We start from the raw sequence: 23209 nt of genomic DNA, 5'->3' as shown, positions 1-23209 counted from the left end.
ACGGCGATGGGGTCACTTCATGTCGGCGTACGACGGGGAGAGTTCGCGGGCCAGGTGCTCGATGAACAGGCCGACGTCCGTGACGATCCCGCGGGCCTGGGACGAGCCGCGGTCCGCGAGCTTGGTCACCGTCGCCGGGTTGATGTCCACGCAGGTCAACGGGATCGACGCCGGCAGGATGTTGCCGGTGGCAACCGAATGCAGCATGGTCGCGGCCATCAGGCAGTACCCGACGCCGTCCAGCTCGGCCCGCATCGCGCGCTGGCCCTCGAGTACGTCGGTGTAGACGTCCGGCAGCGGCCCGTCGTCACGCACCGACCCGACCAGCACGAAACTCTTACCTTGCCGAACCAGCGCGTGCATCACCCCGGACGTCAGCACGCCCTGCTCGACCGCCGCCGCGATGGACCCGGCCTTGCGGATCGTGTTGATCGCCCGGATGTGGTGCTCGTGCCCGTGCTCGACACCCCGCCCGCGGGCGAGATCCACGCCGAGCGACGTCCCGTACAGCGACGATTCGATGTCGTGCGTCGCGAGCGCATTGCCGGCGAACAGTACGTCGACGTACCCGGCCTCCACGATCGCCACCATCGCGGGCGCGGCGCCGGTGTGCACGATGCCGGGCCCGCCGACCCAGAGCACCTTCTGCCCGTTCGCCTTCGCCTCGCGCATCCCGTCCGCGACCTGCTTGACCAGCACCCGCTGCGGCTTCTCCGACGACACGTCCGACTCCATGAAGCCGAATCCGTCCTCGGTGCTCGTCACGATCGGCGGCGTGACCCGCACGCCCTGCGCACTCGTGATGATCCTCATCCCGGCCCGGACCTCGGACATCGGAATGGTCCGTACGGTGCCGGACTCAGGGTCACCCTCGACGAGCAGGCCGCAGTCCATCTCCGGGTTCTGGACGGTGACCCAGTGACCGCCGAGCCGGACGCTCGTCGGCAGGTTCGTGGTCGAGTAGAACCCGTCCGGGAACACCCCGTCCTGGCTGACCTCGGTGATCTCCGGCGTACCGGGGTCGACCAGGTTCGCGCCCTTGGTCTGGATCCGCATCAGCAGCCGCTGCAGCGACTCCTCGTCCTCCGCGCCGACCGTCATCCGGACCGTGGACGGGTCGTCCTTGTCGTAGCCGAGATCGAACTTGTCCAGCGTGTACTCGCCGCCGTACCCGCGAATGTCGTCGAGCACCCGGGACAGCAGCCCGGAGTCCATCAGGTGGCCGGTGATCTCGACGGTCTCGGTGACCTGCACGGGTGCCCTCCCAAACGAGTGATGTCGTCAGATTGTCCGACGATCCGCACTCTAACTCAGACGACGGCTCCGTCGTCACCGCCGTCGCCCGGAGGGAGCCGGTCCTTCATCCGGAAGACCAGCGTGAGGAAGCCGCCGATGAATCCGGTGACCGCGAGCGTGGTGATCCGGCCGGTGCCGAAGTCGAGCAGGGCGGCCAGGATCAGCAGCAGCGGGCCGCCGAGCAGCCCGAGCCAGGCGAGCCGGCTGATCCAGTCCAGCCGCGGCCCGCGCGGGGGCTCCGGCGGGACGTAGTGGTCGTGCGGGTCGTCGGCCTTCCTGGCCGGCGGCTCCGCGTCCTCTGTCTTCTTCTCCTCGACGGTGAGCCCGGCCGGTACGTCGATCAGCGGCTCGTACTTGTCGTCGACGTCCTCGCTCGCCGGCCAGCGCGCCACCGTCTCCTCGCCGCCGTCGTGCCCCGGCGCGGACGGCTGGTTGAACTGCTCCACCAACGACTGCCACTCGGCGTCCTCGGTACTGCGGTCGATCACCGGGCGGGCCCGCTCCACCGCCTCGGCGTCGACGAAGATCTCGTCGTACCCGACCGGGATCCGGACCGGCTCCTCGGCCTCCTCCGGCGCCGCGACCTCACGCAGGGCCTCGCTCTGGTTCTCGCAGTACGCCGCGATGCCGGCCGCCTTGAGCGCGTCGAGCACCGGCTCCGCGACCAGCGGATCGATGCCACCGAGCGACGTGTACGACGTCGCGGTCAGTCCGTTGTCACGCATTGCGGTGCTCAATCTTGGACTCACTCTGGGGCTCGCTCAGCCGGCTGATGAAGGCTGTCGAGTCCGCGAAGATCCGCGGTGCGTCGTTGTCCAGAGTTGCCACGTGGTAGCTGTCCTCGAGCAGGGTCTCGGTCACGTCGCGGGACGAGATCGAGGACAGCACTGCCCGCCCCGAGCTCGGCTCCACCACATGATCGACAGTACTGCGGAACAACAGCACGGGCTGCGTGATCTTCGCCAGATCGTCCCGGGTGATCCTCCACAGCTGCGAGAGCGAGTGCAGCGCCCGCAGCGGCATCCGGTCGTACGCGCCCTCGTCGACGCCGGGCTTCTTGATGTCGTTCGAGATGCCCGGGAACGACGGCACCAGCCTGGACAGCACCGGCAGCAGCGCGAGCCGCTTGTCGTCGGTGCGCACCGAAGGGTTGATCAGGACCAGACCGGATACGTCCGCTCCCTGCTGCTCCGCAAGCCGCAGTACCAGGCAGCCGCCCATCGACAGCCCCACCAGGAAGACCCTGTCGTGCTCCTTGCGCAGCCGCTCGAACTCGTTGTCGAGTACGGCGTACCAGTCCGGCCAGGCGGTCTTGTTCATCTCCTGCCAGCTGGTCCCGTGACCGGGCAGCCGCGGTACCGCGACGCCGTACCCCTCGGCGGCCAGGTGCTCACCGAACGGCCGCATCGACCGCGGCGAACCGGTGAATCCGTGGCTCAGCAGTACGCCGACGGCGGCGTTCCCCCCGGTGCCGGGACTGCGGAACTCCTCCGCGTGGGCTTGCACTGGCACGCTCGACTCCTCGCCGTTCACTGTCCTCACAACTGCGCCGTACCACCGGGCCTTCACAACTGGGCCCTGAGGCGCGTGACAATCGTCGCATCTGGGCCGCAACGAGTCTGCATCCAGTCTGCATCCAGGTGACAACACGGTGAGCAACACTCGCATTCCTGGCGGTGACATTGCCTGAGGGGGAAGCTGGAACGTAGTGTCCGCACCGGAAGGTGGCGCGCCGGAGTTGTCGCGTGACCGCCACCGGCGGGCACTGGTGCCGGACGCAGGTACGGGCCGACGATGGTGACGTGGGCTCTCAATGAGTGCTGGTGAGTGTCGGGCGAGTGACGGAGGTCGAGGCGGATGCTGTACCTGTTCCTCAGACGGTTCTTGGTCGCACCACTGGTCCGGCTGCTCTTCCGGCCCAAGGTGACCGGGACGGAGCACGTGCCGACCGACGGTCCGGCGCTGCTGGTCAGCAACCACCTGGCGTTCTGCGACTCGATCTTCCTGCCGGTCTCGATTCCCCGGCAGATCGTCTTCCCGGCCAAATCGGAGTACTTCACCGGTCCCGGCCTGAAGGGGAAGCTGGTCGCCACGTTCTTCCGGTCCGTGGGCCAGATCCCGATCGACCGCTCCGGCGGCCGCGCCTCGCTGGCCGCGCTGAACACCGGCCTGGGGATCCTCGAGAAGGGCGGCCTGTTCGGGATCTACCCCGAGGGCACCCGCTCGCCCGACGGTCGGCTGTACAAGGGCAAGACCGGCGTCGCCCGGATGGCGATCGTGGCCGGCGTCCCGGTGATCCCGGTCGCGATGATCGACACCGAGAAGCTGCAGCCGCCGGGCTCGATCCGGCCGAAGATGTTCTACCGCGAGAAGGGCCGGCTGCTGCCGCGCCTGGTGCGCCCGGGCGTGGCGTTCGGCGAGCCACTGGACTTCTCCCGCTACGAGGGCATGGAGCGCGACCGCTTCGTCCTGCGCTCGGTCACCGACGAGATCATGTACGCCCTGATGGACCTGTCCGGCCAGGAGTACGTCGACATGTACGCCGACAAGGCCAAGGAACTGCTCAAGGCCGGCGAGTCGATCGACGAGCACGTCCGCCTCGGCGACACCAAGGCCAGCTGACCGCATTCCGGCTGTCGTACGGCGAGGATTGCCGTCATGGACAACGACCTGAACGTGCTCGGTGAGCCGCTCGAGGAGTGCGGCACCGATCCGGTGACCGGGTTCTACCGCGACGGCTGCTGCACGAGCGGTCCGGAGGATCTCGGCAACCACACCGTCTGCGCGGTGATGACGTCGGACTTTCTGGCCCACCAGGCCTCGATCGGCAACGACCTGATCACCCCGCGCCCCTAGTGGCAGTTCCCGGGCCTGAAGCCGGGCGACCGCTGGTGCGTCGTAGCAGCCCGCTGGCTCCAGTCGTACCACGCCGGCTCCCCGGCCCCCGTCGTACTCGCATCGACCCACGTCCGCGCCCTGGACACCATCCCCCTGTCTGCCCTCCGCGCCCAAGCCGTAGACGTCCCCCAGGACCCCAGCTCCCTCACCTGAGACGCGCACGCAGCGTGTGAAGGGGGTCAACTAGGCTGAGGGCATGCAATTTGCGACGTTGACGGCGGGTGAGGTTCCCGGGGTTCCTACGCTGGACGAGTTGCGGGGGCTGAAGCCGCTGCAGCAGCCGGAGTGGCCGGATCAGGGTGTGCTGGAGCAGGTGATCACGGAACTCCGGACGCTGCCGCCGCTGGTGTTCGCCGGTGAGTGCGACGACCTGACGACGAAGATCGGTGCGGTCGCCCGCGGTGAGGCGTTCATCCTCCAGGGCGGCGACTGCGCGGAGACGTTTGCGGGCGTGACCGCGGAGAACATCCGGGCCAAGCTGCGGGTGCTGCTGCAGATGTCCGTCGTACTGCAGTACGCCGCCAGCGTGCCGGTCGTGAAGATCGGCCGGATCGCGGGGCAGTACGCCAAGCCGCGCTCGTCCGGGGAGGAGACCCGCGAGGGCGTGACGCTCCCGTCGTACCGCGGTGACGCCGTGAACGGCTTCGACTTCACCCCCGAGTCGCGGATCCCGGACCCTGCCAGGCTCCGAGGCGTCTACAACGCGGCCGCGGCGACGCTCAACCTGACCCGCGCGTTCACCACCGGCGGGTACGCCGACCTGCACCAGGTGCACGCCTGGAACACGGACTTCGTGAAGTCCTCCCCGGTCGGCCGCCGCTACGAGCAGCTGGCCTCGGAGATCGAGCGCGCGCTGGCCTTCATGCGAGCGTGCGGCGCGACCTCGGACGAGTTCCGGACCGTCGACTTCTACGCGTCGCACGAGGCGCTCATCCTCGAGTACGAGCACGCCCTGACCCGGATCGACTCGCGGACCGAGCAGCCGTACGACGTGTCCGGCCACCTGCTCTGGGTGGGGGAGCGGACCCGTCAGCTGGACGGCGCCCACGTCGAGTTCCTCGCCTCGCTGTCGAACCCGCTCGGCGTGAAGATCGGTCCGACCACGACGCCGGAGTACATCCGGGCCCTGATCGACAAGCTGAACCCGAAGGGCATCGAAGGACGGCTCACTTTCATCACCCGGATGGGCGCGGGCAAGATCCGCTCGGCGCTGCCGCCGCTGCTGGAGGCGGTCCGCGACCACGGCTCACCGATCGCGTGGGTGTGCGACCCGATGCACGGGAACACCTACGAGACGCCGAACGGGTACAAGACCCGCAACTTCGACGACGTGATGGACGAGGTGCAAGGCTTCTTCGACGCCCACGAGCAGGTCGGGACGTGGCCGGGCGGCGTCCACATGGAGCTCACCGGCGACGACGTCACCGAGTGCCTCGGCGGCGGTGAGGAATTGGTCGCGGAGGACCTCGTGAACCGGTACGAGACCGCCTGCGACCCGCGGCTGAACCGGCACCAGTCCCTCGAGCTGGCCTTCCTCGTCGCGGAACGCCTGCGCGGCGCACAGGCATGATCGACCTCCGCTCGGACACCGTCACCCGCCCGTCCGCGGACATGCTGGCCGCGATGACGTCGGCCCCGCTCGGCGACGACGTGTACGGCGAGGACCCGACCGTCAACGCGTTGGAGGAACGGGTCGCCGGGCTGCTCGGGCACGAGGCCGGTCTCTTCACCGTCACGGGGTCGCTCGCAAACATCCTCGGCGTACGTTCTTTGGTGCCGCCCGGCGGTGAGGTGCTGTGTGAGGCGAGTGCGCACATCGCGCGGGCCGAGCTCGGCGCGCACGCGGCCGTGAGCGGTGTCACCACCCGTACGTGGAGCGCGTCGTCCGGGCAGATCGACCTCGAGCAGATCCGCGCGCTGATCGCGCCCGACCTCGGTCCGTACTTCGTCGTCACGTCGGCCGTCTCGGTCGAGAACACGCACAACTTCGGCGGCGGGTCGATCCAGCACGGGTACGACGTACTCGCGGACGAACTCGATGCGCGCGGTATCCCGCTGCACCTCGACGGCGCCCGACTGTGGAACGCTGGTGTCGCCACTGGACGGCCCGTCGCGTCTTTTGCCTCGCGAGCGGCCGCGGCGAGTGTCTGCCTGTCCAAGGGCCTCGGCGCGCCGGTCGGCTCCGTTCTCGTGGGCTCTGTGGAGCTGATCCGCGAGGCACGGATCTGGCGGAAGCGTCTCGGCGCCGGCTGGCGGCAGGCCGGCGTACTAGCGGCGGCCGGGCTGTACGCCGTCGAACACAACGTCGAGCGCCTCGCCGAGGACCACGCGAACGCCCGCGCGATCGCCGAGGTGCTCGCCGACGCGGCACCCGGCTCGGTGAAGCCCGACCAGGTCGAGACCAACATCGTCGTCGCCGACCTGGCCGCGACCGGTCGCACGGTCGCCGAGGTGGTGGCCGGCGCTCGCGACGCCGGCGTACTGATCGGTGGTGTCGGGGCGACGCAGCTGCGGGTCGTCACGCACCTCGACGCGTCGGCAGCCGATTGCCGTACGGCCGCGGAAATTCTCGCGCGGCTGATCGGTTAGGGTTCAGCTGTCGGGGTCGCAGCGTTCGGGGAGAGCCGTGCGAGAGATCGTCGTGTTCAGCGGAAGTGCCCACACCGAGTTGGCGGAGCAGATCTGTAAAGATCTCGGCGTACCGTTGTCTCCGGTCGAGATCCATCGTTTCAGCAACGATTGCCTGCAGGTCCAACTGCAGGCGAACTGCCGGCAACGAGACGTGTACATCGTGCAACCGCTCGTACCGCCGACGCAGGACCATCTGATGGAGCTACTGCTGATGATCGACGCCGCCCGCGGCGCGTCGGCGCAGCAGATCACCGCCGTCATCCCGCACTACGCATACGCACGGTCCGACAAGAAGGACGCCTCCCGGATCTCGATCGGCGGCCGGCTCGTCGCCGACATGCTGACCACGGCCGGCGCCAACCGCGTCCTGACGATGTCCCTGCACGCTCCCCAGGTCCACGGCTTCTTCTCGGTCCCGGTCGACCACCTGACCGCGATCGGCATCCTCGCCGACCACTTCCGCGGGCGCGACCTGTCCGACACCGTCGTGGTCAGCCCCGACCTCGGCAACGCGAAGACCGCAACGCAGTTCGCCCGCCTGCTCGGGCTCCCGGTCGCGGCCGGCAGCAAGCAGCGGCTCGCCGACGACCGCGTGGTCATCGACACCATCGTCGGCGACGTCGCCGGCAAACGCGCGATCGTCCTCGACGACGAGATCGCCACCGGCGGCTCCATCATCGAACTCCTGGACCGCCTCAAGGACCGCGGCTGCACGTCGGCCGCCGTAGCCTGCACCCACGGCCTGTTCGCCGGCCCCGCGGTCGAGCGCCTCCGCTCCCACCCCTCCATCACCGAAGTCATCAGCACCGACACCGTCCCCCGCCCCACCGGCTTCCCCGACCTACAAGTCACCTCAGTAGCCGGCCTCTTCGCCGAAGCCATCAAACGAATCCACGACGGCGAATCCGTCAGCAGCCTCTTCGACGGCGTAGACCCCACCCACGCCCCACCCCAACCCAAACTCCCCTTCTAGTACGCCGGGGAGCTTGTGAGGGATGCGGTTGTGATGGTGGGAATGTGGTTGGAGCAGACGGCTGTGATGAGTAGGAATGTGGTCTAACCCCCGCGTGCTACGCGGGCGCTAACTTCGTCGCTCCGCTCCTCAGCGCACCCACTCCGCGCGCTCCCACCGCCCCCGGCTTAGCGCCGTACTCCCAACTGCCGGCTGCCGCCGGCGATCTGCTCGCTACCGCTCGCGGGCGACTACCAACCAAAGCCCGCACCCAACTGACCCGTGCCGCTGGCGACTGCTACTTTCCCGCCCACGCATCCAGCGCTCGGCTACAAGCGAACCGATAACAACCGCCGAGGAAGACCGTCAGGTTCACCTCGCCCTGAGTCGGAGCCGGCACCACGTTCTCTCCGTCACGCCGTAGTGCGCAGCCACGGCGCGCACATCGTCAGCGAACGGGCTTTCACTGATCACGTTCGTCGTCATTGAGCTCCTCGTGGTCCGCGGGATCCTCGAGTCCCTCCGGTGAGCGGGTTGCGACTGAGCACAGCGATCGCGGGGCGCGCTCGATGTCGCAGCCTAATGCACGCGGCGCTGCCGCCCCGACGGTCATCCGGCGTTGCCTTCAGCAACCACCCCTGCAGCTGAGCGTTGAAGTCGCCGGGATCGGCGGGCCGCAGACCGCCTGGCAATCACCGGTCAGCTCGGCGGCGACGCAACCTGTCGATCGCGCCGGCCCAGACCAAAGTATTGGGGAACGCATGGTTGACGATTACGTGCCAGTTGATAGTTGACACCTCGTCTAGGAAACTGAGAGGCCGCCGTGGTCGGCCCGTTGCCGTAGGTTGCTCAACTGGTGCATGGGATTGGGGTCGTTTGATGCGTGGTCGGCAGCCGAGTCCGTGGGGTTCTCCCGAGGTGTTTCGCACCCTTGTGCATCAGGCGGGCCTGACGGTGGGGTCGTTGTCCGCGGCGAGCGCGTGGTCGGTGTTCGGCTCGTTCAGCAGAGTCGAGTTCGATGTGCCGAGGGAGCCAGACTCCGATGGTCTCCTGTACCAGTTCGGGATCTATGACTTCTCCGGCGAGCCCCGCTTTCACTTCGATCTGACCAGGCAGTTCGGGGTTGCCTGACTCCGACGAGTATCTGCAGTTCCACTGCGATCTCCAGTACCTGCCGACGCCTCGGCTCGAGGTGCTGGGATCACACTCGGAGTGGTGGTTCCCCGGCGACGGGAAACAGTTACCGGACTGGGTCGCCTCGGTGAACCAGCGTCCGGAATGGCCTGTCCTGGAGTCGGCGCTACCGACGGCGGTCGAGGTCTATTGCGACGAGACGTGACGTGACGTGGTCGGTCGGCCTTGATGTTGCGGACCGGCAGGGTGGTGGTGCGGCGCACGACGCGGGTTCCTCGTCGTCGAGCTCGATCGCCACCCTGGAGAGCGGGAGCATGGCTGACATTGTGCGTGCCACGGCTGCGGCGTCTTTTGGCTGTAGGTGAAGGCGTTATGGTCGGGTTGTGGGTGGCTGGGACAGCTTGCGGGCGGAGTTGCGGCGGTTGCTCGAGGAATCGCCGGACGCGTTCATGTTCCTGCCTGACCCCGACAGCGAGCGGTCGGAGAAGCGGATTCGGATTGGGCTGGCCGCGTGGGCGACCGACATCGCTGCCGACTTCCACGCGAGGTACGGCGACCTGCTCGATCTGCATGTTGGGATGATGAGGTTTCCGGGCCGAGAACTGTTGGGGAATGCGCACCTGCTCCAGGTCCACGGCGAGCCAGCTGAAGGCGCTGGGTTCGGCGTCGAACCGCTCGCTCCGTTGACGGTCCGAAGTGGACGACACGCGCACCGGGACCTGCTGATCACGAATCGCACCGAGCGCACGGAGTTGTTGATCACCAATGGCGAGTTGTCCTCCGCAGTGACCAACAGCTCTGGCGCCGTGGTCGGCCGCTTCGCCGGCCCGCACACCCTGGCACGGGTGGGCTTCGAGATCGCACCTCAGCAGACTCGTCCGGTCCCTGTCCTGATCGGGACGGCTTCGATGGTTCCTGAGCTGGGATACGCCGTCCCGCCGGGCCAGTGGACGTTGGTCGTCGTACTGCAGACTGAGACCGGGAGCATGCTGTTGGCGCCGCTGGACCTCACTGTCAGCGAATAGCTGGCGCTTGTGACGGATGTGTGGGTGGTTGGGTTGCTCCGGCGCCCCTCCACCGCCCTACCGCAGCCACCCCCGATCCTCGAGTCGTGGGATTCGGTGGCCAATCGCAGCCTCGATCCACGACTCGCGGTTCCCGGTGCCAACCAAACGCCACGACTCGGCCTGATCCCCGGACAAGACAGTCGTTCCGCGTAGATACCCGGTCGGTTGCGCCGGCGCATCACCTCGTAGGCGTTCTGCACAACCGCGGTCCGAGAAGCGCGTCAGAAGAGCCGGGGTTAACCCGTCGTTTGGTCGCCGCAGGGGCGCAGCGACCGGGCTGGGCGACGGTTGGCGGGGCGGCGGTCGGGAGTGGGGATAGGCAGCGGTGACTGGGTACAGGCGGCGGTGACTGGGGACAGGCAATAGCAGGTGCCGACCCACCATTGCCTGTCCCATGACCTCGGCTCGGGCTGATCTCCACGCACACATCGGACAGCAGGGCCCAATAACCGGTTGCCTGGGCCCAGGTGGTCGCGCAGAGTGCGGTGGCGTGGATGATGCTGAGCTTGACGTGCTGCTGAGGAATGAGCGGTATCCGCGGGCTGCGGCGTACCCGGGGCGGTGGATGGTTGATGGGGCGATGGGGCCGAACCCGGTGTGGCAGGCGGAGGCTCTCACCGAGCTCATGTCGCTTGAGGCTGGGATGCGGGTGCTGGACATGGGGTGTGGCACTGCGCTGAGTTCGATCTTTCTCGCCAAGGAGTTCGGGGTTGAGGTTTGGGCTGCCGACCTGTGGGTGCAGCCCGATGAGAACCTGCGGCGGGTGGCTGAGGCGGGGCTCGAGGGGCGGGTGCATCCGGTGCATGCCGAGGCTCACGCGTTGCCGTTCGCCGAGGGGTTCTTCGATGCGCTCGTCAGCATCGGCGCCTACCACTACTTCGGCACCGACGACCTCTACCTCGGCTACTACTCGCGCTTCGTGAAACCTGGTGGTCGGATCGGCATCATCCAGCCCGGTCTTGCCGAGGAGTACGAGATGCTTCCGCCGCCACACCTCGCGCTGTACTGGCAGTGGGACTTCTGCGCCTGGCACAGCCCAGTCTGGTGGCGCCGGCACTGGGAGAAGACCGGCCTGGTCACCGTCGAGGTCGCCGATCGCCTCCCCGACGGGTGGCGGGACTGGCTGCAGTGGAACGAAGCATGCGATCGCGACAGCGGTACGCCGGGACGTGAGGAAGCCCAAATGCTCCACGCCGACGCTGGCCGAACCCTCGGCCTCACCCGAGTCATCGCCCATCACAACACGTAGCTGGTAGCTTCAGCATCGTGTTGGAGAGGGCGGTTGAGCGCACCGGGTTCTCAGGGGTGGTTCGTGTCGATCGGGCGGGTGTGACTGAGGTCTGCACGGCTTATGGGTACGCCGATCGGGCGCATGGGATCGTCAATACGGTCGAGACCCAGTTCGCGACGGCGAGTGGAACGAAGAGTCTCACGGCGCTCGCGGTGATGAGCCTGATTGAGCGTGGGACGTTCGAGCTCAAGACCACCGCTCGTTCGCTGCTCGGCAAGGACCTGCCGCTGATCGCCGATGACGTGACGATCGAGCACCTGCTGGCGCACCGGTCCGGGATCGGCGACTACTTCCCTGAAGACGGCGACATCACCGACTACGTGATGCCGGTGTCGGTTCACGAGCTTGCGACGACCGAACAGTTCCTGCCAGTGCTGGGCGGGCACAAGACCGTGTTCCCGGCCGGCGAGCGGTTCGTGTACAACAACGGCGGCTACGTCGTCCTCGCCCTGCTGGCCGAACGGGCGAGCAGCATCGACTTCCACCAGCTGGTTCGTACGCTGGTCTGCGAGCCGGCGGGCATGGTCGACACGGAGTTCCTACGCTCCGACGAACTCCCAGGCCGCGCCGCCCTCGGCTACCTGTCGGTCGACGGCCTGCGAACGAACGTGTTCCATCTCCCCGTGCTCGGCAACGGAGACGGCGGCATCTACTCGACCGCTGCCGACCTCAGCGCCTTGTGGGACGCACTGTTCGCCGGACGGATCGTTTCCCCGGAGCACGTCGCCGAGATGGTGCGGCCGCGCAGCGACTGGCCGGAGGAGTCCAGGCGCTACGGCCTCGGGTTCCACCTCCACGCGACAGGCGATGCCGTCTGGCTGGAGGGGTACGACGCAGGCGTGTCGTTCGCCAGCCTGCACAAGCGCTCGTCAGCGATCACCTACACCGTCATCTCGAACTGGTCCGACGGCGCCTGGCCGATCATCAAGGTCCTCAACGACGAGCTCGGCATCTGAAGCAGAAACGCGCACGGCCGCAGGGCTCGGTGAACGCCAATAGCATTGCCGGTATGGCGGATTCTGTGCGGATCGGTGTTGTCGGCGCGGGGAGTATCTCGGTTCGCGGGCTCCTTCCACACCTGGGGCAGCCGGATCTGGCCGGCCGGGTGTCGTTGGCAGCGGTGTGTGACCCGGTGCCGGGGCGGGCGGAAGCGGCGGCCGAGAAGTTCGGGGTCGATCGGGCGTTCGTCCAGTACGAAGAGTTGCTGGCGCGCGGCGACGTCGATGCGGTGACGATCGCTTCTCCGATCGGGTTGCACTACGAGCAGGGCAAGCTCGCGTTGCAGGCCGGCAAGCACGTGCACTTCAACAAGACGATGACGCTGACCGTCGCGGAGGCGACCGAGTTGATCGAGCTCGCGGCGGAGAACGATCTGCGCATCGTCGCGTCACCGGGGGAGATGCTGCGGCCGCATCATGTGCGGACGCGGGAGCTGATCGCCGAGGGCGCGATCGGGACGCTGTCGTGGGTGAGCTGCGGTGCGGCGTTCGGCACCTACCACGAGGACGAGTCCGTGCGCGGCGGGAACGACGTACTCACGAACATCGATCCGTCGTGGTACTTCCGCAAACCCGGCGGCGGACCGCTGTACGACATGACGGTCTACGCGCTGCATTCCGTGACCGGGATCCTCGGCCCGGCGCGGCGGGTCACGGCAATGTCCGGCGTACGCGTCCCTGTCCGCACGAGCGGAGGCGTCGACGTACAGACTGATGCCGACGACAACACTGTCATCCTGATCGACTTCGGCGACAACCTGTTCTGCGTTGCGACCGGCACCGCCGCGGGCGGGATGCGGGGAGGGTTCGGCGGCGCCTATTACGGTACGGCGGGAACGATCGACGGGCTTCTGCTCAACGGCGAACCGTTCGACTTCCCCAACCGCAACCCGTCCGAACAGTCGCCCCGCGGGCCCGGAAACCAGGCGCTCCTTCCGCACGTGACCGGCGTACACCGGAAGATCGAGGAGCAGCACGTGTACGAGGACGTGATGCAGCTCGTCGACTGGGTCCGCGACGGCAAGCCCTCGATCGTCACCGCCGAACACGCGCGCCACGTCATCGACATCATCGAGTCCGCGTACCGCGCGGCAGCAACCGGCCAAACCCAGGACCTCACAACAACCTTCTGAGCGGCATTCGCAGGGACGCGGTTCACAGGAAGCGGCAGCTCGACAGTACGTATATGTCTCATACCCGTCACCGCACGCCGTGCGGTCTGCCGGATCGCCGGACAGTGGACGTATACGTACTGTCGACCTGCACAACTACTGCATGCTCTTCTAGCTTTCGCAGCAGGCTCGGTGGAGCCATTCGGGTTCGTGCCACCAGTAGTCGGCGTCATGGGCATGAGCTTGGTTGCGGGTCAGGGGTTGTGGGGCGTTGGCGGTGTGGACGGTGGGCTGCAGGTTGTTGGTGGACGCGTACGGCGCCAGTAGGTCGTCGACGGTGTGGTGGTTGCCGGCGATCATCACCTGTTGTACGGCGGCGGCCGCGCGGATGTCGGCCAACGGGTCTCCGCTGACGAAGGACAGGTCGGCCTGGGCTCCAGGCTTCACGACGCCGAGCTTGTCCTCGAGGTTGAGCCACTTCGCCGGGTTGCGCGTCGCTGTCGTGAGCGCCTCGTACGGCGTGAAGCCGCCCGCGACCATCGAGCGGAGGTTCGCGTGCAGCGACACGGCCATGTTGTCGAGGGGAGTGTCGGTGCCGGAGATGACCAGCCCGCCGCCGCGGTGGATGCGGAGGACCATGTCGACGTTCCCGCGCAGCAGTTCTCGCGTGGTGACGCCGGCCGGGCCCTTCGCGGTGTTCACCTCGGTGATCAATGCGTTGTACTCCCAGGACGGGTAGAGCGTCGTCGTACGTCGGTCCGTGAGCAGGGACGGATCGTCGACGTGCGCCATCGTCGAGTTGAAGAGCGTCGGCGTCACGGACAGGCCGGCCCGCGTGAACAGTGTGACCACGTCGGCGTACGCGCGTCCCAGCCGGCTGACCGTGTGTGAGTACCCGAGCCGGTTCGTCGCGCCGGTGTGCTCCATCCCGTCCATCCCGAGATGCTCCGCGGGATAGAGGTAATGCGACGACAACTGCAGCCCGAGTTGGTGCACGTAAGCGATCGCCCGCCGCTGATACTCGATCGGCAACCGCACGTACGTCTTCACCAGGTCGTACGCGAGCCCCTCGACCCGATCGAGTTCCAGACCGAGCTGCCGCAGTGACAACGTCGGCCGCATGAAGTTGTAGTACACGCGCGACCCGTCGATCGCCTCACCGGTCGCGAAGTACCGCGGTCCGCGCAAGGACCCGCTGACGAGCGCCTCCCGGGTCTCCTGCATCTGGTACGCCGGATCGCCCGGAGAGCGCGTACTCGTGATCCCGTACGCGAGCCATAGGTTCCCCTGCCGCGCGCCCCAGGCCCGTCCGCGCAGATGCCAGTGGTTGTGCGCGTCGATCAACCCGGGCATCACGGTCAATGCGGACGCGTCGATGTCGGCGCGGCCGCTGTGCGGTCGTACGGCGGCGATGCGCTGATTGTCGACAATCAGATCGACGTCCCGGCGGAGCGTGGTCGCGCGTCCGTCCCACAAGGCGCCGGCGTGGATCGTGACGTGCTGGTTGACTGTCGCGCGCCGGTACTGCAGGTCGAGCTTGATCGTCTCACCAGTTGTCGTGCGCAACCGTCCGTTGTTCAGGTAGGCCAACGTGTGGTTGTTCAGCCACACGGGGGAGTCCGTGACTTCGTTGGTCACGGCGCGCGGCTCGCCGGTGAAGCGGCCTCGAGCATCGACCGGTACGACGTACAGCAGGCTCTCCACGACGAAGGCCAGCTGCTTGCCGTCGGGTGAGAACACGGGGCCGTCGTCGCCGCGGGTGGCGAGCGAGCGGAACGGCATCGGCTCGACGTACTCGAGCGCGGTCGACGCGACATCGACGTACAGCAGTTGGCTGGTGCCCTCGCGGAAACGTTTGGAGAACGGCTTCACCGCGGCCAGGACGAGCGTCTTGCCGTCGCGCGACCAGCTGACCCGCCCCGGCTGGAACAGGGTCGGCGTCAGCTGCCGGACCTCGCCCGATGCGAGGTCGAGCACCCAGGCGATGCCGTCCTGGTCCTGGTAGGCGATCCGCTGCCCGTCGGGTGCGAAACGCGGCGCGGTCTGGGCACCCGGGAGACCCGACAGCTTGGTGTCGGTGCCGGTCGCCAGGTCGTGCAGCCACAGGTCCGCTGTGCCGTCGCGATCGCTTGCGTAGAGCAACTTCTTGCCGTCCGGCGAGAAGTCCGGGTCCGAATTGAAGTAGCCGTCGGCAACCACCTTGCGGGGTGGTGTCCTGCCGTCGATCGACGCCAGCCACAGGGCGTTCAACGCGCGGAACGCGAGCCATTTTCCGTCCGGCGACGCGGTCGGGCTCGCGATCCCCTGCACCGCCCGTTTGCCCGTCGACTCGAGATCAGGAGCCTTCGGCCGCGGCCGCCGTGACGTCACGGGGACGGTGGCGGCAAACGGTACGACGCTGTGCTCGCCGCCGGCGTCGACGTTGTACCGGTGGACCGTGCCGTCGGCCGTGTAGAAGAGGTCTGTCGACGCCCAGGACGGTGGGACCGCGAAGACATCCTGTCCATTGGTGACTTGCTGATTGTCGACAATCAGATCGCAGGCCGGACCGGACAGGCGAACATACGCAAGCTGGCCCGCCGGCGAGTACGACGGCCCGAACAGGGTGATACCGGTCTGATTGTTGACAATCGTCGTGCGGACACCGGAGGCGAGGTCGAGTTCGACGATCGAACTCGTGTCGACGGTGAAGGCGATCTTCCGGCCGTCGGCGGAGACGGTCGGCTCGGCCTCCTCGCTCGTGGTGTCGGTCAGCGCGACGATCGCGCCGGTCGCGAGGTCGAGCCGGTGGATGCCGTAGCTTCCCGCGGTGTTGCCCCCGTCGCCGAAGCCGCCGCGGTCGGACGAGAAGACGATCGATCGGCCGTCGGGCGTGAAGTGCGGCTCGCGGTGGTCGTACCGCCCGCTGGTCAGCTGCCGCAGGCCGCTGCCGTCGGGCCGGATCGACCAGAGGTGGAAGTTCCCGTCGCGGTACGACTGGAACACGATCGACCGTCCGTCCGGCGACCAGCGCGGGCGGGTCGCGTCCTGCAGGTCGTCGGTGAGCCGGCGCGACGTACCGCCTGCGGCCGGCGTCACCCAGATCGCCGTCACCAGGTCGAACGCCAGCCACTTCCCGTCCGGCGACACGGACGCCATGAGGTTCGTGCCTTCACTCAGTACGGCCTGTCGGCCAGTTGAGACGCCGGCGGCCTCGGTGGGCAGCGCCGGAAGTTGTACGGCGCCGACGGCGGCGGCACCTCCGCCGAGCTGCAGCGCGCGCCGCCGCGAAATGCTCCAGGAACCAGGGTTCTCGGTCACGTCATCGGATCCAATCCCTCGAGGGCGGTGGGACTCCTCCGAATCTGCCAGCACCGTCGGCGTCACATGAACCTGACCGGCGCGTCCCGCGCCCAACGGCCCGGAAAGTGCGACAAGCGGCAAGGCAGGCCCTGATCCGCGCCGTCGGTGCAGACCAGGCTCGGGACTGGGACCAAGACTGCTCTCCAGAACCCGCTGCCGGGCACTACGTCGGCACCTACCTGGCTTGGCCCCGGTGTGTGGAGACAAGCAATAGCCTGTTCCCAGTCACCGTAGGTTGTCCCTAGTCCCAGCGGGCGGTGCCTTGCGGCGAGCGACCGCCGTCTATCGTCGCGTCATGCAATCTGTGTCTCCGCCGGCTCGGTCTCCGTGGGCGGCAATGTCTCCGCGGGCTCGGGCGCTGGGTGCGGCCGGGCTCTGTCTGTTGATCGCCGTCGTGGCCGGGCTCGCGGTCGACAGCAGGCTCGATCGGCATTGGATCCTCCGCGGCCTCACCGCCCTGCTGGCGGTCTGTTGCGCCGCGCTGCTGGCCACCGACCAGACCCGGCGGCTGCGGCAGATCGTGACGGGCGTCGGGCTGGGGATGTTCGGGCTGATCATCCCGGTGTCACAGACGGCCTGGTCGAAGCCGCCGGAGATCGACTTCGCGCTACAGGTCGCGACAGACGCGAAGAACGCGGCGCAGAAGAACGCCCGGAGCGCGGTGTCGGTCGCAGACGTGCAGGCCGCGGCAGAAGCACGCGGGGGAGCGGTCGGCACACTCCCGACCGAGAAGAACCCGCAGGCGCGCGGCGCGGACGCCTACCCGCTCGTCATCCGCGCCAAGCGCGACCAGGGCCGCCCCTGGGCCTGCCTCTCCTTCACCCACGGCCTGGACGCCAAGGTCCGCGCCTGCTGAACCCGCTATTCGTAGGCGGCACTCAACTCCTCGGCCCGATCCAACGGGTCCCAAGTGATGGGCTTGCCATCGAGTTGAGCCTCGACAACCTCCAGCCCTGCCTCCCAGCCCGCCGTGGCCGGCCCGGCGGCGTCCGGCTCCGTGAGTACATTGGTGAACACCAGCAGGCTGCCGGTCGCAGTACGAGTGATCTCCCAGGTGAGGATCTCACCGGACCACTCGTACTCCAGCACTTCCGGCGGCTCGCTCCGGAGTAGCCGCCCGTTCGGCGTGCGGTCCGGGTCGTCCGCCATCCCGTACCGCCGCTGCTGCTCCGCCGTCACCCCGAAGTACAACGCGCTTCCCACGGGGCGATCCAGGTCCACCACCGCCGGGAACCACGCGGACAGCCGGGCCGGATCCGTGATCGCCTGCCACACCTGCTCCGGTGGATGCGGCAGCACCCGCTCGAACCGGATCGCCGTCCGGCCGTCGTCCGTTGCGAACACCGTCCCACGCCGCCTGTCCATGCCGACAATATAACCGATCATGAATATAAGCGCTCATGGAATCGAAGTCGCGGCGTCGAACCAGGTGGCCGGGTTCTGGGGTGAACTGGTCAGCTGTAGGTTCTCGGCGATGCCGCGGAGGTCGTTGAGTGACGGTTTCGGGGCGAGGCTGCGGATCGTGATCGCGACCCCGTTGCCCTCGAGCCGTACGGCGTCGTAGGGCGGCACCGTGTTCTTGGTCTGCGACGTTGCCAATCCGGTGGCGTAGACGTAGTACGCCTTCATCCCTTGGATGATCGCGACCGGCGCCGCATGCCGGCTCGAACTGTCCCAGAATTCGCCGGTGGAATAACGGATCTCGATGTCGTCGCCGACCTGCGGTTGATAGGCCTGGTTCCCTTCGGGACAGACCTTTGGCGGCGGACTCTTGAAGGACAGCGAGCAGCCGGACGGCGGCTTCCGGTAGCCCGTGCCCGGGTTGCCGTCACTGAACATGACCGCGAAGTCCTCGCCGGATCCCGCGACGTTGCCCGTTGCGGGCGAAGAGGTGATCCGCCGTGCGGCAAGCCCGTCAGGCAGTTCGTCCGCGACGAACGGTGAGCCGAGCTGCTGCGGACCCACCGACAGCGACCGCGCGATGGTCGACGCCATCGTGACGTCCGGATCGAACGGGCCGTCGATCGTCGGGATCTTGCGCGTGCCGAGCCGGCGCTGCGACTCGCAGTTGAGCAAGGCCCACAGCCCTTCGGCAGGTTGCCAGACGAGAGTCTGCATCGGGTCGCCCGAGAGAGGGAATCGGTAGCCCTGGGGACCGGGCGGGAACGGTGCGTTCTTGGTCGACGTCACGATCCGGGCCTGGTGCCCGCCGAGCGCGACCGTGGGGCTGCCCGGCGGGATCCGGCCCGGGTCGAAATCGCCGTTGCGATGCACCTGGAGCTGGCAGAACGTCGGCCACGGGGTTCCGTTCACCACCTGCAGTTCAGAGTCCTGCCGGTTCGCGCCATAGACCTGGGTCGTCGCGTAGACGTTCTTCGGCAGGCTCAGTCCGACCCACCTGGCCCAGGCCGAGGTCCTGGTCTCCTGATCCGCCGAGTCGTTGCCCGACAGCAACAAGTGCGGCGTGAGGACAGCCGCGACCGCTGCGGTCGCAGTGGCAACCGCGGTGACGGCGATGAGCGCAGTACGTCGGTGTGCAGCACGCCGGCCGCCCAGCTCGAGTGCTTGCCGGATCTGGCCGGGATGCGGCGCCGTGCCGGCCAGGTGGTCGAAGGCGTCTCGCACGTCTTCCTCAGTACGCATGATGCACTTCCTCCGCCACGCTGGTGAACTGGATGCGCAGGGTCGCCAGGGCACGTGACGCGTGCGCGCGCACGGTGCCCGGCGAGCAGCCCATGGTTTCGGCGATCTCGTTGTCCGTCAGACCGCCGTAGTACCGCAGCACCAGGACGGCGCGCTGCCGCCGTGGGAGCTTGGCCAACTCACCGATCAGCTCATCGCGGTCGGCGGTGCGGTCGGCGTGGTCCGGGCTGCTGCCCGTCTCGATGTCGTCGCTCGGCACGTACCGCGACCATTTCCGGCGCCAGGACAGGTACTCGTTGACGACCATCCGGCGCAGGTACGCCTCCGGGTGGTCGAGCCCGCCGATCCGGTCCCATCTGCGCTGGGCCTTGATCGCCACGTCCTGTACGACGTCCTCGGCCAGGTACGGCGTACCGCACAGCACGGTCGCGAATCGCAGCAGCGGCGGCAGACCGGTGCGGGTCCACTCGTCGAAGGTCACGTCGCCCCCTGTCCCGGCCGGTGGGTGACCGGCCTACACCACTACAAACGACAGTAAGCGCCGATCTGCTGAGTCCAGGCTGGGTCCACGGCTGAGTCCACGGCTGAGTCCACGGCATGAGCAATCGATTTCTCAGAAGCTCGTGGACCGCTAGGGTCGCGGGTATGACTCTTGGGAACCTCAGCGGCATCAGCGCGCTCGCCGACGTCGAGTCGCGCTCCATCAGTGCGGAGAACCCCACCGGCGAGCCCGGTCAGGGTGGACGGCGGACCGAGGGGACCGGCGCGCACGCGGCGCGGGACCTCGGGCAGGGGTGGAAGGTCTCGCCGTCGATCGAGATCGGGCCGGGGGAGACCGTGACGCTGGCCGACATCGCCGGGTCCGGCTGCATCACGCACATCTGGCTGACCACGCACGTCGACCACTGGCGCCGGTTGGTACTGCGGGCGTTCTGGGACGGCGACGCCGCGCCCGCGATCGAGACGCCGGTCGGCGACTTCTTCTGCTCCGGCTGGGGCAAGTTCGCGCAGGTGAGCTCGCTACCGGTGGCGGTGAACCCCAATGGCGGCTTCAACTGCTACTGGGAGATGCCGTTCCAGTCCCAGGCGCAGCTGACCATCGAGAACACGCACGACGAGGCAGTGGTCGTGTACTTCCAGGTGGACTACTGGCTGGGCGCTGTGCCGGACAAGTCGGCGTACCTGCACGCGCAGTGGCGCCGGAGCAACCCGCTGCCCTCCAAGACCGTGCACACGTTGTTGGACGGTGTGGAAGGGCCCGGGCACTACGTCGGCACCTACCTGGCTTGGGGCGTCAACAGCACCGGCTGGTGGGGTGAGGGCGAGGTGAAGTTCTACCTGGACGGTGACGACGAGTTCCCGACCATCTGCGGCACAGGTACCGAGGACTACTTCGGTGGCGCGTGGAACTTCGACGTACCCCACCTGGGTGGCTATACCGAGTTCAGTACGCCGTACCTCGGTATGCCGCAGGTGATCCGGCCGGACGGGCAGTACCAGAGCCAGCAGCGCTTCGGCATGTACCGCTTCCACCTGCCAGACCCGATCCGCTTCAAGGAGCGGCTGCGCGTTGACGTGCAGGCGCTCGGCTGGCGCTCCGGCGGACGGTACCTGCCGCTGCAGGACGACATCTCGTCCACGGCGTTCTTCTACTCGGGCAAGACGAGTACGGCGCGACCGGACGCGCCAACGCACGACGTGATGGAGATCTGCTAGCCAAAGGAACTACGGGACCGGCAGCGGGTTCTGGAGAGCTGTGTCGGCGAGAACCACCAGTGCGGCAGTCCACGCGAGTGGGGCCTCGCCGGCCGGCTCCAGGTCCCGGTTGACCTTCTCGGGCAGCGCACCGCTGCTGGTCCGGTGCTGGTCGAGCCAGGAGAGCAGTGCCTCGGCTCCAGAGCGATCCCCGCGCGCGGCAGCGCTCAACGCGAACAATGCGGTCTGAGGTGTCCAGGACACACCGTCAGCACGCCACGATTCGCCAGGCGTCACGCCACCGTTGGGCTGCGTGAGTACGGCGTGCGCCTGGTTGATCGCCGTGGACATGACGGGCCGATCGGGGGCGAACGGCGGCCCCAGTACTGCAACGAACGCGTCGGCACCGCCGCCGACGCTGATCGGTTCGACACCTGGCTCGACAAAGCTCCTGGCTCGGGCCGCTGTCCGCGGATAGTCCGGCCCAAACACCCGGTCGGTTGCCGCAGACAACTTGTCGAGACCTTCCCGCCAGCGGGTCGCCTCGGCCGGGCGCTTCTCCTCGGTGGCGATCCGCACGGCCGACCGCAGGCCCGTCAGCAACGGGGCGACCGTTCCGATCGTCAACTCCTTCTCGGAGCGCTCCCAGTAGTCAGGGGAAGGCGCAGGCAGCCCGTCGGGCCCCAGTTCGCTGAGGATCTGGTCGGCCGACTCCTCGACGAGGTCCCAGTACCGCTTGCCGAAGCGGCAGAACCACGTGGCCCACAGCACCCACCCGGAGGCGTCCAGCTGCGGCTCGCGACCGTCGTCGACGTGTCGGCCGGCATCGGTGTAGCGGGCCTGCCAGCGACCGGTCGACGGCCGGACGCGGTCCAGGAACGACAGTACGTCGAGCGCCTGGTCGTACTGGCCGATCGCGCAGCGGGCGGCGGCGACGAACGACGCGTCCCGCGGCCAGACGTACCGCCACGGGCCGTCCCAGCCGGCCAGGGTCGCGCCGTTCGGGAGGGTGAGCGCGTCGAGGTCGGCCAGCGCGTGCCGGACCAGCTCGTCGTACTTGTCGCTCCTGAGCGAAGAGCTGGTGTGTGCGGGCGCAGTGTCACCGGGGACGCCGTCGGCGACCAGGCGGGGTTGCGGGTTGCGGACCAGGTTGGTGGCGGTCCCGGCGGCCAGTATCGCGAGCAGGAGGGCGATCACGACGTACGGGAACCACCGGTCCCGCCGACGACTCTCCCGCATGGTCCCCCCGAATCTACTGCGCCAGGTGCTGCACTTCCGCCTCGAACTTACGCCGTGGTGCCAGCTCGACCAGATACATGGCCGACACGACCAGAGCGCCGCCGACCAGCATCCGCCAGGTGAGGCTGTCGGAGCCGAACAGCACCGCGAACGCCGAGGCGAACACTGGCTCCATTGTCATCGCAATCGCCGCGCGAGTGGGAGTCAGGTGTGCCTGTGCCCAGGTTTGGACGATCAGCGCGAGGGCTCCGGCGACCAGCGCCATGTAGATCACGCTGACCCAGTCGCCGCCGGTGCTCGGCACCGAGAACCCGCCGGGCAGGGCGCCGATCGCGCAGACGCAGGTGATCACGATCATCTGCAGCGACGACAGACCGAACGCGTTCCTCGACGTCGACCAGGCGCCGAGGCCGATGATGTGCAGCGCGTAGAGGCCGGCGGACGCCAGCGTCAGCAGCTCGCCCTGGCCGAGGCTGAGTCCGCGCAGGGACAGTACGCCGAGACCAGTCGTGGCGAGGACCACCGCGACCCAGGCCCAGCGGCCGATCTTGTGCCGCAGGATGACCGCGCCGAGCAGCGGGGTGAAGACGACGTACATGCCGGTGACGAAGCCGGAGACGCTCGCCGAGGTGTGCCGCAGGCCCTCGGTCTGGAGGAGCTGGGCGATGCCGTACGTGATGCCGAGGGCAACGGCGCGGCCGCGGTCCAGGCGGCTCAGCCGCGCGATCGCGGGCGGGTGGACCAGCACCAGCGCGACCGACGCGATCAGGAACCGCAACGCCAAGTAGTCGGCGACGTCCATCCTGGTGAGCAGGTCCTTGGTCAGGAAGAACGTCGATCCCCACGCGGCCGCAACCGACAGCAGGGCCAGTACGGCGAGACGCGGGTGGTTCACGCCGGACATCAGATCA

The 23209-nt window shown here is 68.0% G+C and carries 20 protein-coding genes and 1 pseudogene; 12 read left to right on the top strand and 9 right to left on the bottom strand.

Going from position 1 to position 23209, the window contains the following annotated elements; genetic code table 11:
- Window positions 1-12: 12 nt before the first annotated feature.
- Genes EV137_RS06960 through EV137_RS06950 form a run of 3 tightly spaced genes read right to left on the bottom strand, consistent with a single transcriptional unit; the run spans window position 13 to window position 2808 of the window.
- A complete protein-coding gene (locus tag EV137_RS06960) occupies window positions 13-1254 on the bottom strand; it encodes an ornithine cyclodeaminase, nickel-pincer nucleotide-dependent (protein ID WP_134127261.1) in 1242 nt (413 codons plus the stop codon).
- 56 nt (window positions 1255-1310) lie between these two features.
- Window positions 1311-2021, bottom strand: a complete 711-nt coding sequence (locus EV137_RS06955; RefSeq protein WP_133998825.1) for a hypothetical protein — start codon at window positions 2019-2021, stop codon at window positions 1311-1313.
- The gene (locus tag EV137_RS06950; protein WP_238175138.1) at window positions 2014-2808 is read right to left on the bottom strand and encodes an alpha/beta hydrolase; all 795 of its coding nucleotides are present in this window, start codon (window positions 2806-2808) and stop codon (window positions 2014-2016) included. The genes EV137_RS06955 and EV137_RS06950 overlap by 8 nt, the downstream gene beginning before the upstream one ends.
- Window positions 2809-3153: 345 nt before the next feature.
- On the opposite strand from EV137_RS06950, the gene EV137_RS06945 reads away from it, so the two are divergent.
- The 10 genes and pseudogenes from EV137_RS06945 (at window position 3154) to EV137_RS06900 (ending at window position 13400) form a co-directional block, all read left to right on the top strand.
- The gene (locus EV137_RS06945; RefSeq protein ID WP_133998821.1) at window positions 3154-3918 is read left to right on the top strand and encodes a lysophospholipid acyltransferase family protein; all 765 of its coding nucleotides are present in this window, start codon (window positions 3154-3156) and stop codon (window positions 3916-3918) included.
- 36 nt (window positions 3919-3954) lie between these two features.
- Window positions 3955-4347, top strand: a pseudogene (locus EV137_RS06940) (DUF2237 family protein).
- 43 nt (window positions 4348-4390) lie between these two features.
- A complete protein-coding gene (locus tag EV137_RS06935) occupies window positions 4391-5764 on the top strand; it encodes a class II 3-deoxy-7-phosphoheptulonate synthase (RefSeq protein WP_238175137.1) in 1374 nt (457 codons plus the stop codon).
- Window positions 5761-6783, top strand: a complete 1023-nt coding sequence (locus tag EV137_RS06930) for a threonine aldolase family protein (RefSeq protein ID WP_134127259.1) — start codon at window positions 5761-5763, stop codon at window positions 6781-6783. The genes EV137_RS06935 and EV137_RS06930 overlap by 4 nt, the downstream gene beginning before the upstream one ends.
- A gap of 37 nt (window positions 6784-6820) precedes the next feature.
- Window positions 6821-7798 carry a ribose-phosphate diphosphokinase gene (locus tag EV137_RS06925; protein ID WP_133998812.1) on the top strand — a complete coding sequence of 326 codons (978 nt, stop codon included), beginning with the start codon at window positions 6821-6823 and terminating at the stop codon, window positions 7796-7798.
- Between the two features lie 1102 nt (window positions 7799-8900).
- Window positions 8901-9116 (top strand): hypothetical protein, encoded by a 216-nt coding sequence (locus tag EV137_RS06920; RefSeq protein WP_134127257.1) that lies wholly within the window; start codon window positions 8901-8903, stop codon window positions 9114-9116.
- Window positions 9117-9294: 178 nt separating this feature from the next.
- On the top strand, window positions 9295-9936 hold the full coding sequence (locus EV137_RS06915; protein WP_134127255.1) for a hypothetical protein: 642 nt from the start codon (window positions 9295-9297) through the stop codon (window positions 9934-9936).
- Window positions 9937-10468: 532 nt separating this feature from the next.
- The gene (locus EV137_RS06910; protein ID WP_202870828.1) at window positions 10469-11227 is read left to right on the top strand and encodes an SAM-dependent methyltransferase; all 759 of its coding nucleotides are present in this window, start codon (window positions 10469-10471) and stop codon (window positions 11225-11227) included.
- Window positions 11228-11244: 17 nt separating this feature from the next.
- On the top strand, window positions 11245-12225 hold the full coding sequence (locus tag EV137_RS06905; protein ID WP_134127251.1) for a serine hydrolase domain-containing protein: 981 nt from the start codon (window positions 11245-11247) through the stop codon (window positions 12223-12225).
- A gap of 53 nt (window positions 12226-12278) precedes the next feature.
- On the top strand, window positions 12279-13400 hold the full coding sequence (locus EV137_RS06900) for a Gfo/Idh/MocA family protein (protein ID WP_134127249.1): 1122 nt from the start codon (window positions 12279-12281) through the stop codon (window positions 13398-13400).
- 150 nt (window positions 13401-13550) lie between these two features.
- Here the strand turns inward: EV137_RS06900 and EV137_RS06895 are convergent, their stop codons facing one another.
- Window positions 13551-16679, bottom strand: coding sequence for an amidohydrolase family protein (locus EV137_RS06895; protein ID WP_238175136.1), 3129 nt, complete (start codon window positions 16677-16679; stop codon window positions 13551-13553).
- Window positions 16680-17058: 379 nt separating this feature from the next.
- Here EV137_RS06895 and EV137_RS06890 point away from each other — a divergent pair, with 379 nt between their 5' ends.
- Window positions 17059-17577 carry a hypothetical protein gene (locus tag EV137_RS06890; RefSeq protein WP_134127247.1) on the top strand — a complete coding sequence of 173 codons (519 nt, stop codon included), beginning with the start codon at window positions 17059-17061 and terminating at the stop codon, window positions 17575-17577.
- Window positions 17578-17582: 5 nt separating this feature from the next.
- Here EV137_RS06890 and EV137_RS06885 read toward each other — a convergent pair whose 3' ends face one another.
- From EV137_RS06885 to EV137_RS06875, 3 genes are read right to left on the bottom strand one after another with little or no spacing between them, the layout of a single operon-like run.
- Window positions 17583-18086 (bottom strand): SRPBCC domain-containing protein, encoded by a 504-nt coding sequence (locus tag EV137_RS06885; protein ID WP_166679790.1) that lies wholly within the window; start codon window positions 18084-18086, stop codon window positions 17583-17585.
- 33 nt (window positions 18087-18119) lie between these two features.
- Window positions 18120-19364: a hypothetical protein gene (locus tag EV137_RS06880; protein ID WP_134127243.1), complete on the bottom strand. Its 1245-nt coding sequence runs from the start codon at window positions 19362-19364 to the stop codon at window positions 18120-18122.
- Window positions 19354-19845: a SigE family RNA polymerase sigma factor gene (locus EV137_RS06875; RefSeq protein WP_134127241.1), complete on the bottom strand. Its 492-nt coding sequence runs from the start codon at window positions 19843-19845 to the stop codon at window positions 19354-19356. Before EV137_RS06875 ends, EV137_RS06880 begins: the two co-directional genes overlap by 11 nt.
- A 164-nt stretch (window positions 19846-20009) precedes the next feature.
- On the opposite strand from EV137_RS06875, the gene EV137_RS06870 reads away from it, so the two are divergent.
- Entirely contained in the window at window positions 20010-21080 is a 1071-nt protein-coding gene (locus tag EV137_RS06870; protein ID WP_133786185.1) for a glycoside hydrolase family 172 protein, read from the top strand.
- 9 nt (window positions 21081-21089) lie between these two features.
- Here the strand turns inward: EV137_RS06870 and EV137_RS06865 are convergent, their stop codons facing one another.
- Together EV137_RS06865 and EV137_RS06860 are read right to left on the bottom strand one after the other, a co-directional pair.
- On the bottom strand, window positions 21090-22298 hold the full coding sequence (locus EV137_RS06865; RefSeq protein WP_134127238.1) for a glycoside hydrolase family 15 protein: 1209 nt from the start codon (window positions 22296-22298) through the stop codon (window positions 21090-21092).
- 13 nt (window positions 22299-22311) lie between these two features.
- The gene (locus EV137_RS06860) at window positions 22312-23202 is read right to left on the bottom strand and encodes a DMT family transporter (RefSeq protein WP_134127236.1); all 891 of its coding nucleotides are present in this window, start codon (window positions 23200-23202) and stop codon (window positions 22312-22314) included.
- Window positions 23203-23209 lie beyond the last annotated feature (7 nt).

This window comes from Kribbella pratensis, from assembly GCF_004366075.1.
Lineage (GTDB): Bacteria > Actinomycetota > Actinomycetes > Propionibacteriales > Kribbellaceae > Kribbella > Kribbella pratensis.
The sequence above is the reverse complement of the archived record's forward strand: the minus strand, read 5'-3'. Positions and strand labels throughout refer to the sequence as shown.

Coding starts and splice junctions, on each gene's coding strand:
- EV137_RS06900 (WP_134127249.1), top strand. CDS start 12,279: ATGGCGGATTCTGTGCGGATCGGTGTTGTCGGCGCGGGGAGTATCTCG.
- EV137_RS06935 (WP_238175137.1), top strand. CDS start 4,391: ATGCAATTTGCGACGTTGACGGCGGGTGAGGTTCCCGGGGTTCCTACG.
- EV137_RS06880 (WP_134127243.1), bottom strand. CDS start 19,364: ATGCGTACTGAGGAAGACGTGCGAGACGCCTTCGACCACCTGGCCGGC.
- EV137_RS06930 (WP_134127259.1), top strand. CDS start 5,761: ATGATCGACCTCCGCTCGGACACCGTCACCCGCCCGTCCGCGGACATG.
- EV137_RS06945 (WP_133998821.1), top strand. CDS start 3,154: ATGCTGTACCTGTTCCTCAGACGGTTCTTGGTCGCACCACTGGTCCGG.
- EV137_RS06955 (WP_133998825.1), bottom strand. CDS start 2,021: ATGCGTGACAACGGACTGACCGCGACGTCGTACACGTCGCTCGGTGGC.
- EV137_RS06865 (WP_134127238.1), bottom strand. CDS start 22,298: ATGCGGGAGAGTCGTCGGCGGGACCGGTGGTTCCCGTACGTCGTGATC.
- EV137_RS06890 (WP_134127247.1), top strand. CDS start 17,059: ATGTCTCCGCGGGCTCGGGCGCTGGGTGCGGCCGGGCTCTGTCTGTTG.
- EV137_RS06870 (WP_133786185.1), top strand. CDS start 20,010: ATGACTCTTGGGAACCTCAGCGGCATCAGCGCGCTCGCCGACGTCGAG.
- EV137_RS06860 (WP_134127236.1), bottom strand. CDS start 23,202: ATGTCCGGCGTGAACCACCCGCGTCTCGCCGTACTGGCCCTGCTGTCG.
- EV137_RS06885 (WP_166679790.1), bottom strand. CDS start 18,086: ATGGACAGGCGGCGTGGGACGGTGTTCGCAACGGACGACGGCCGGACG.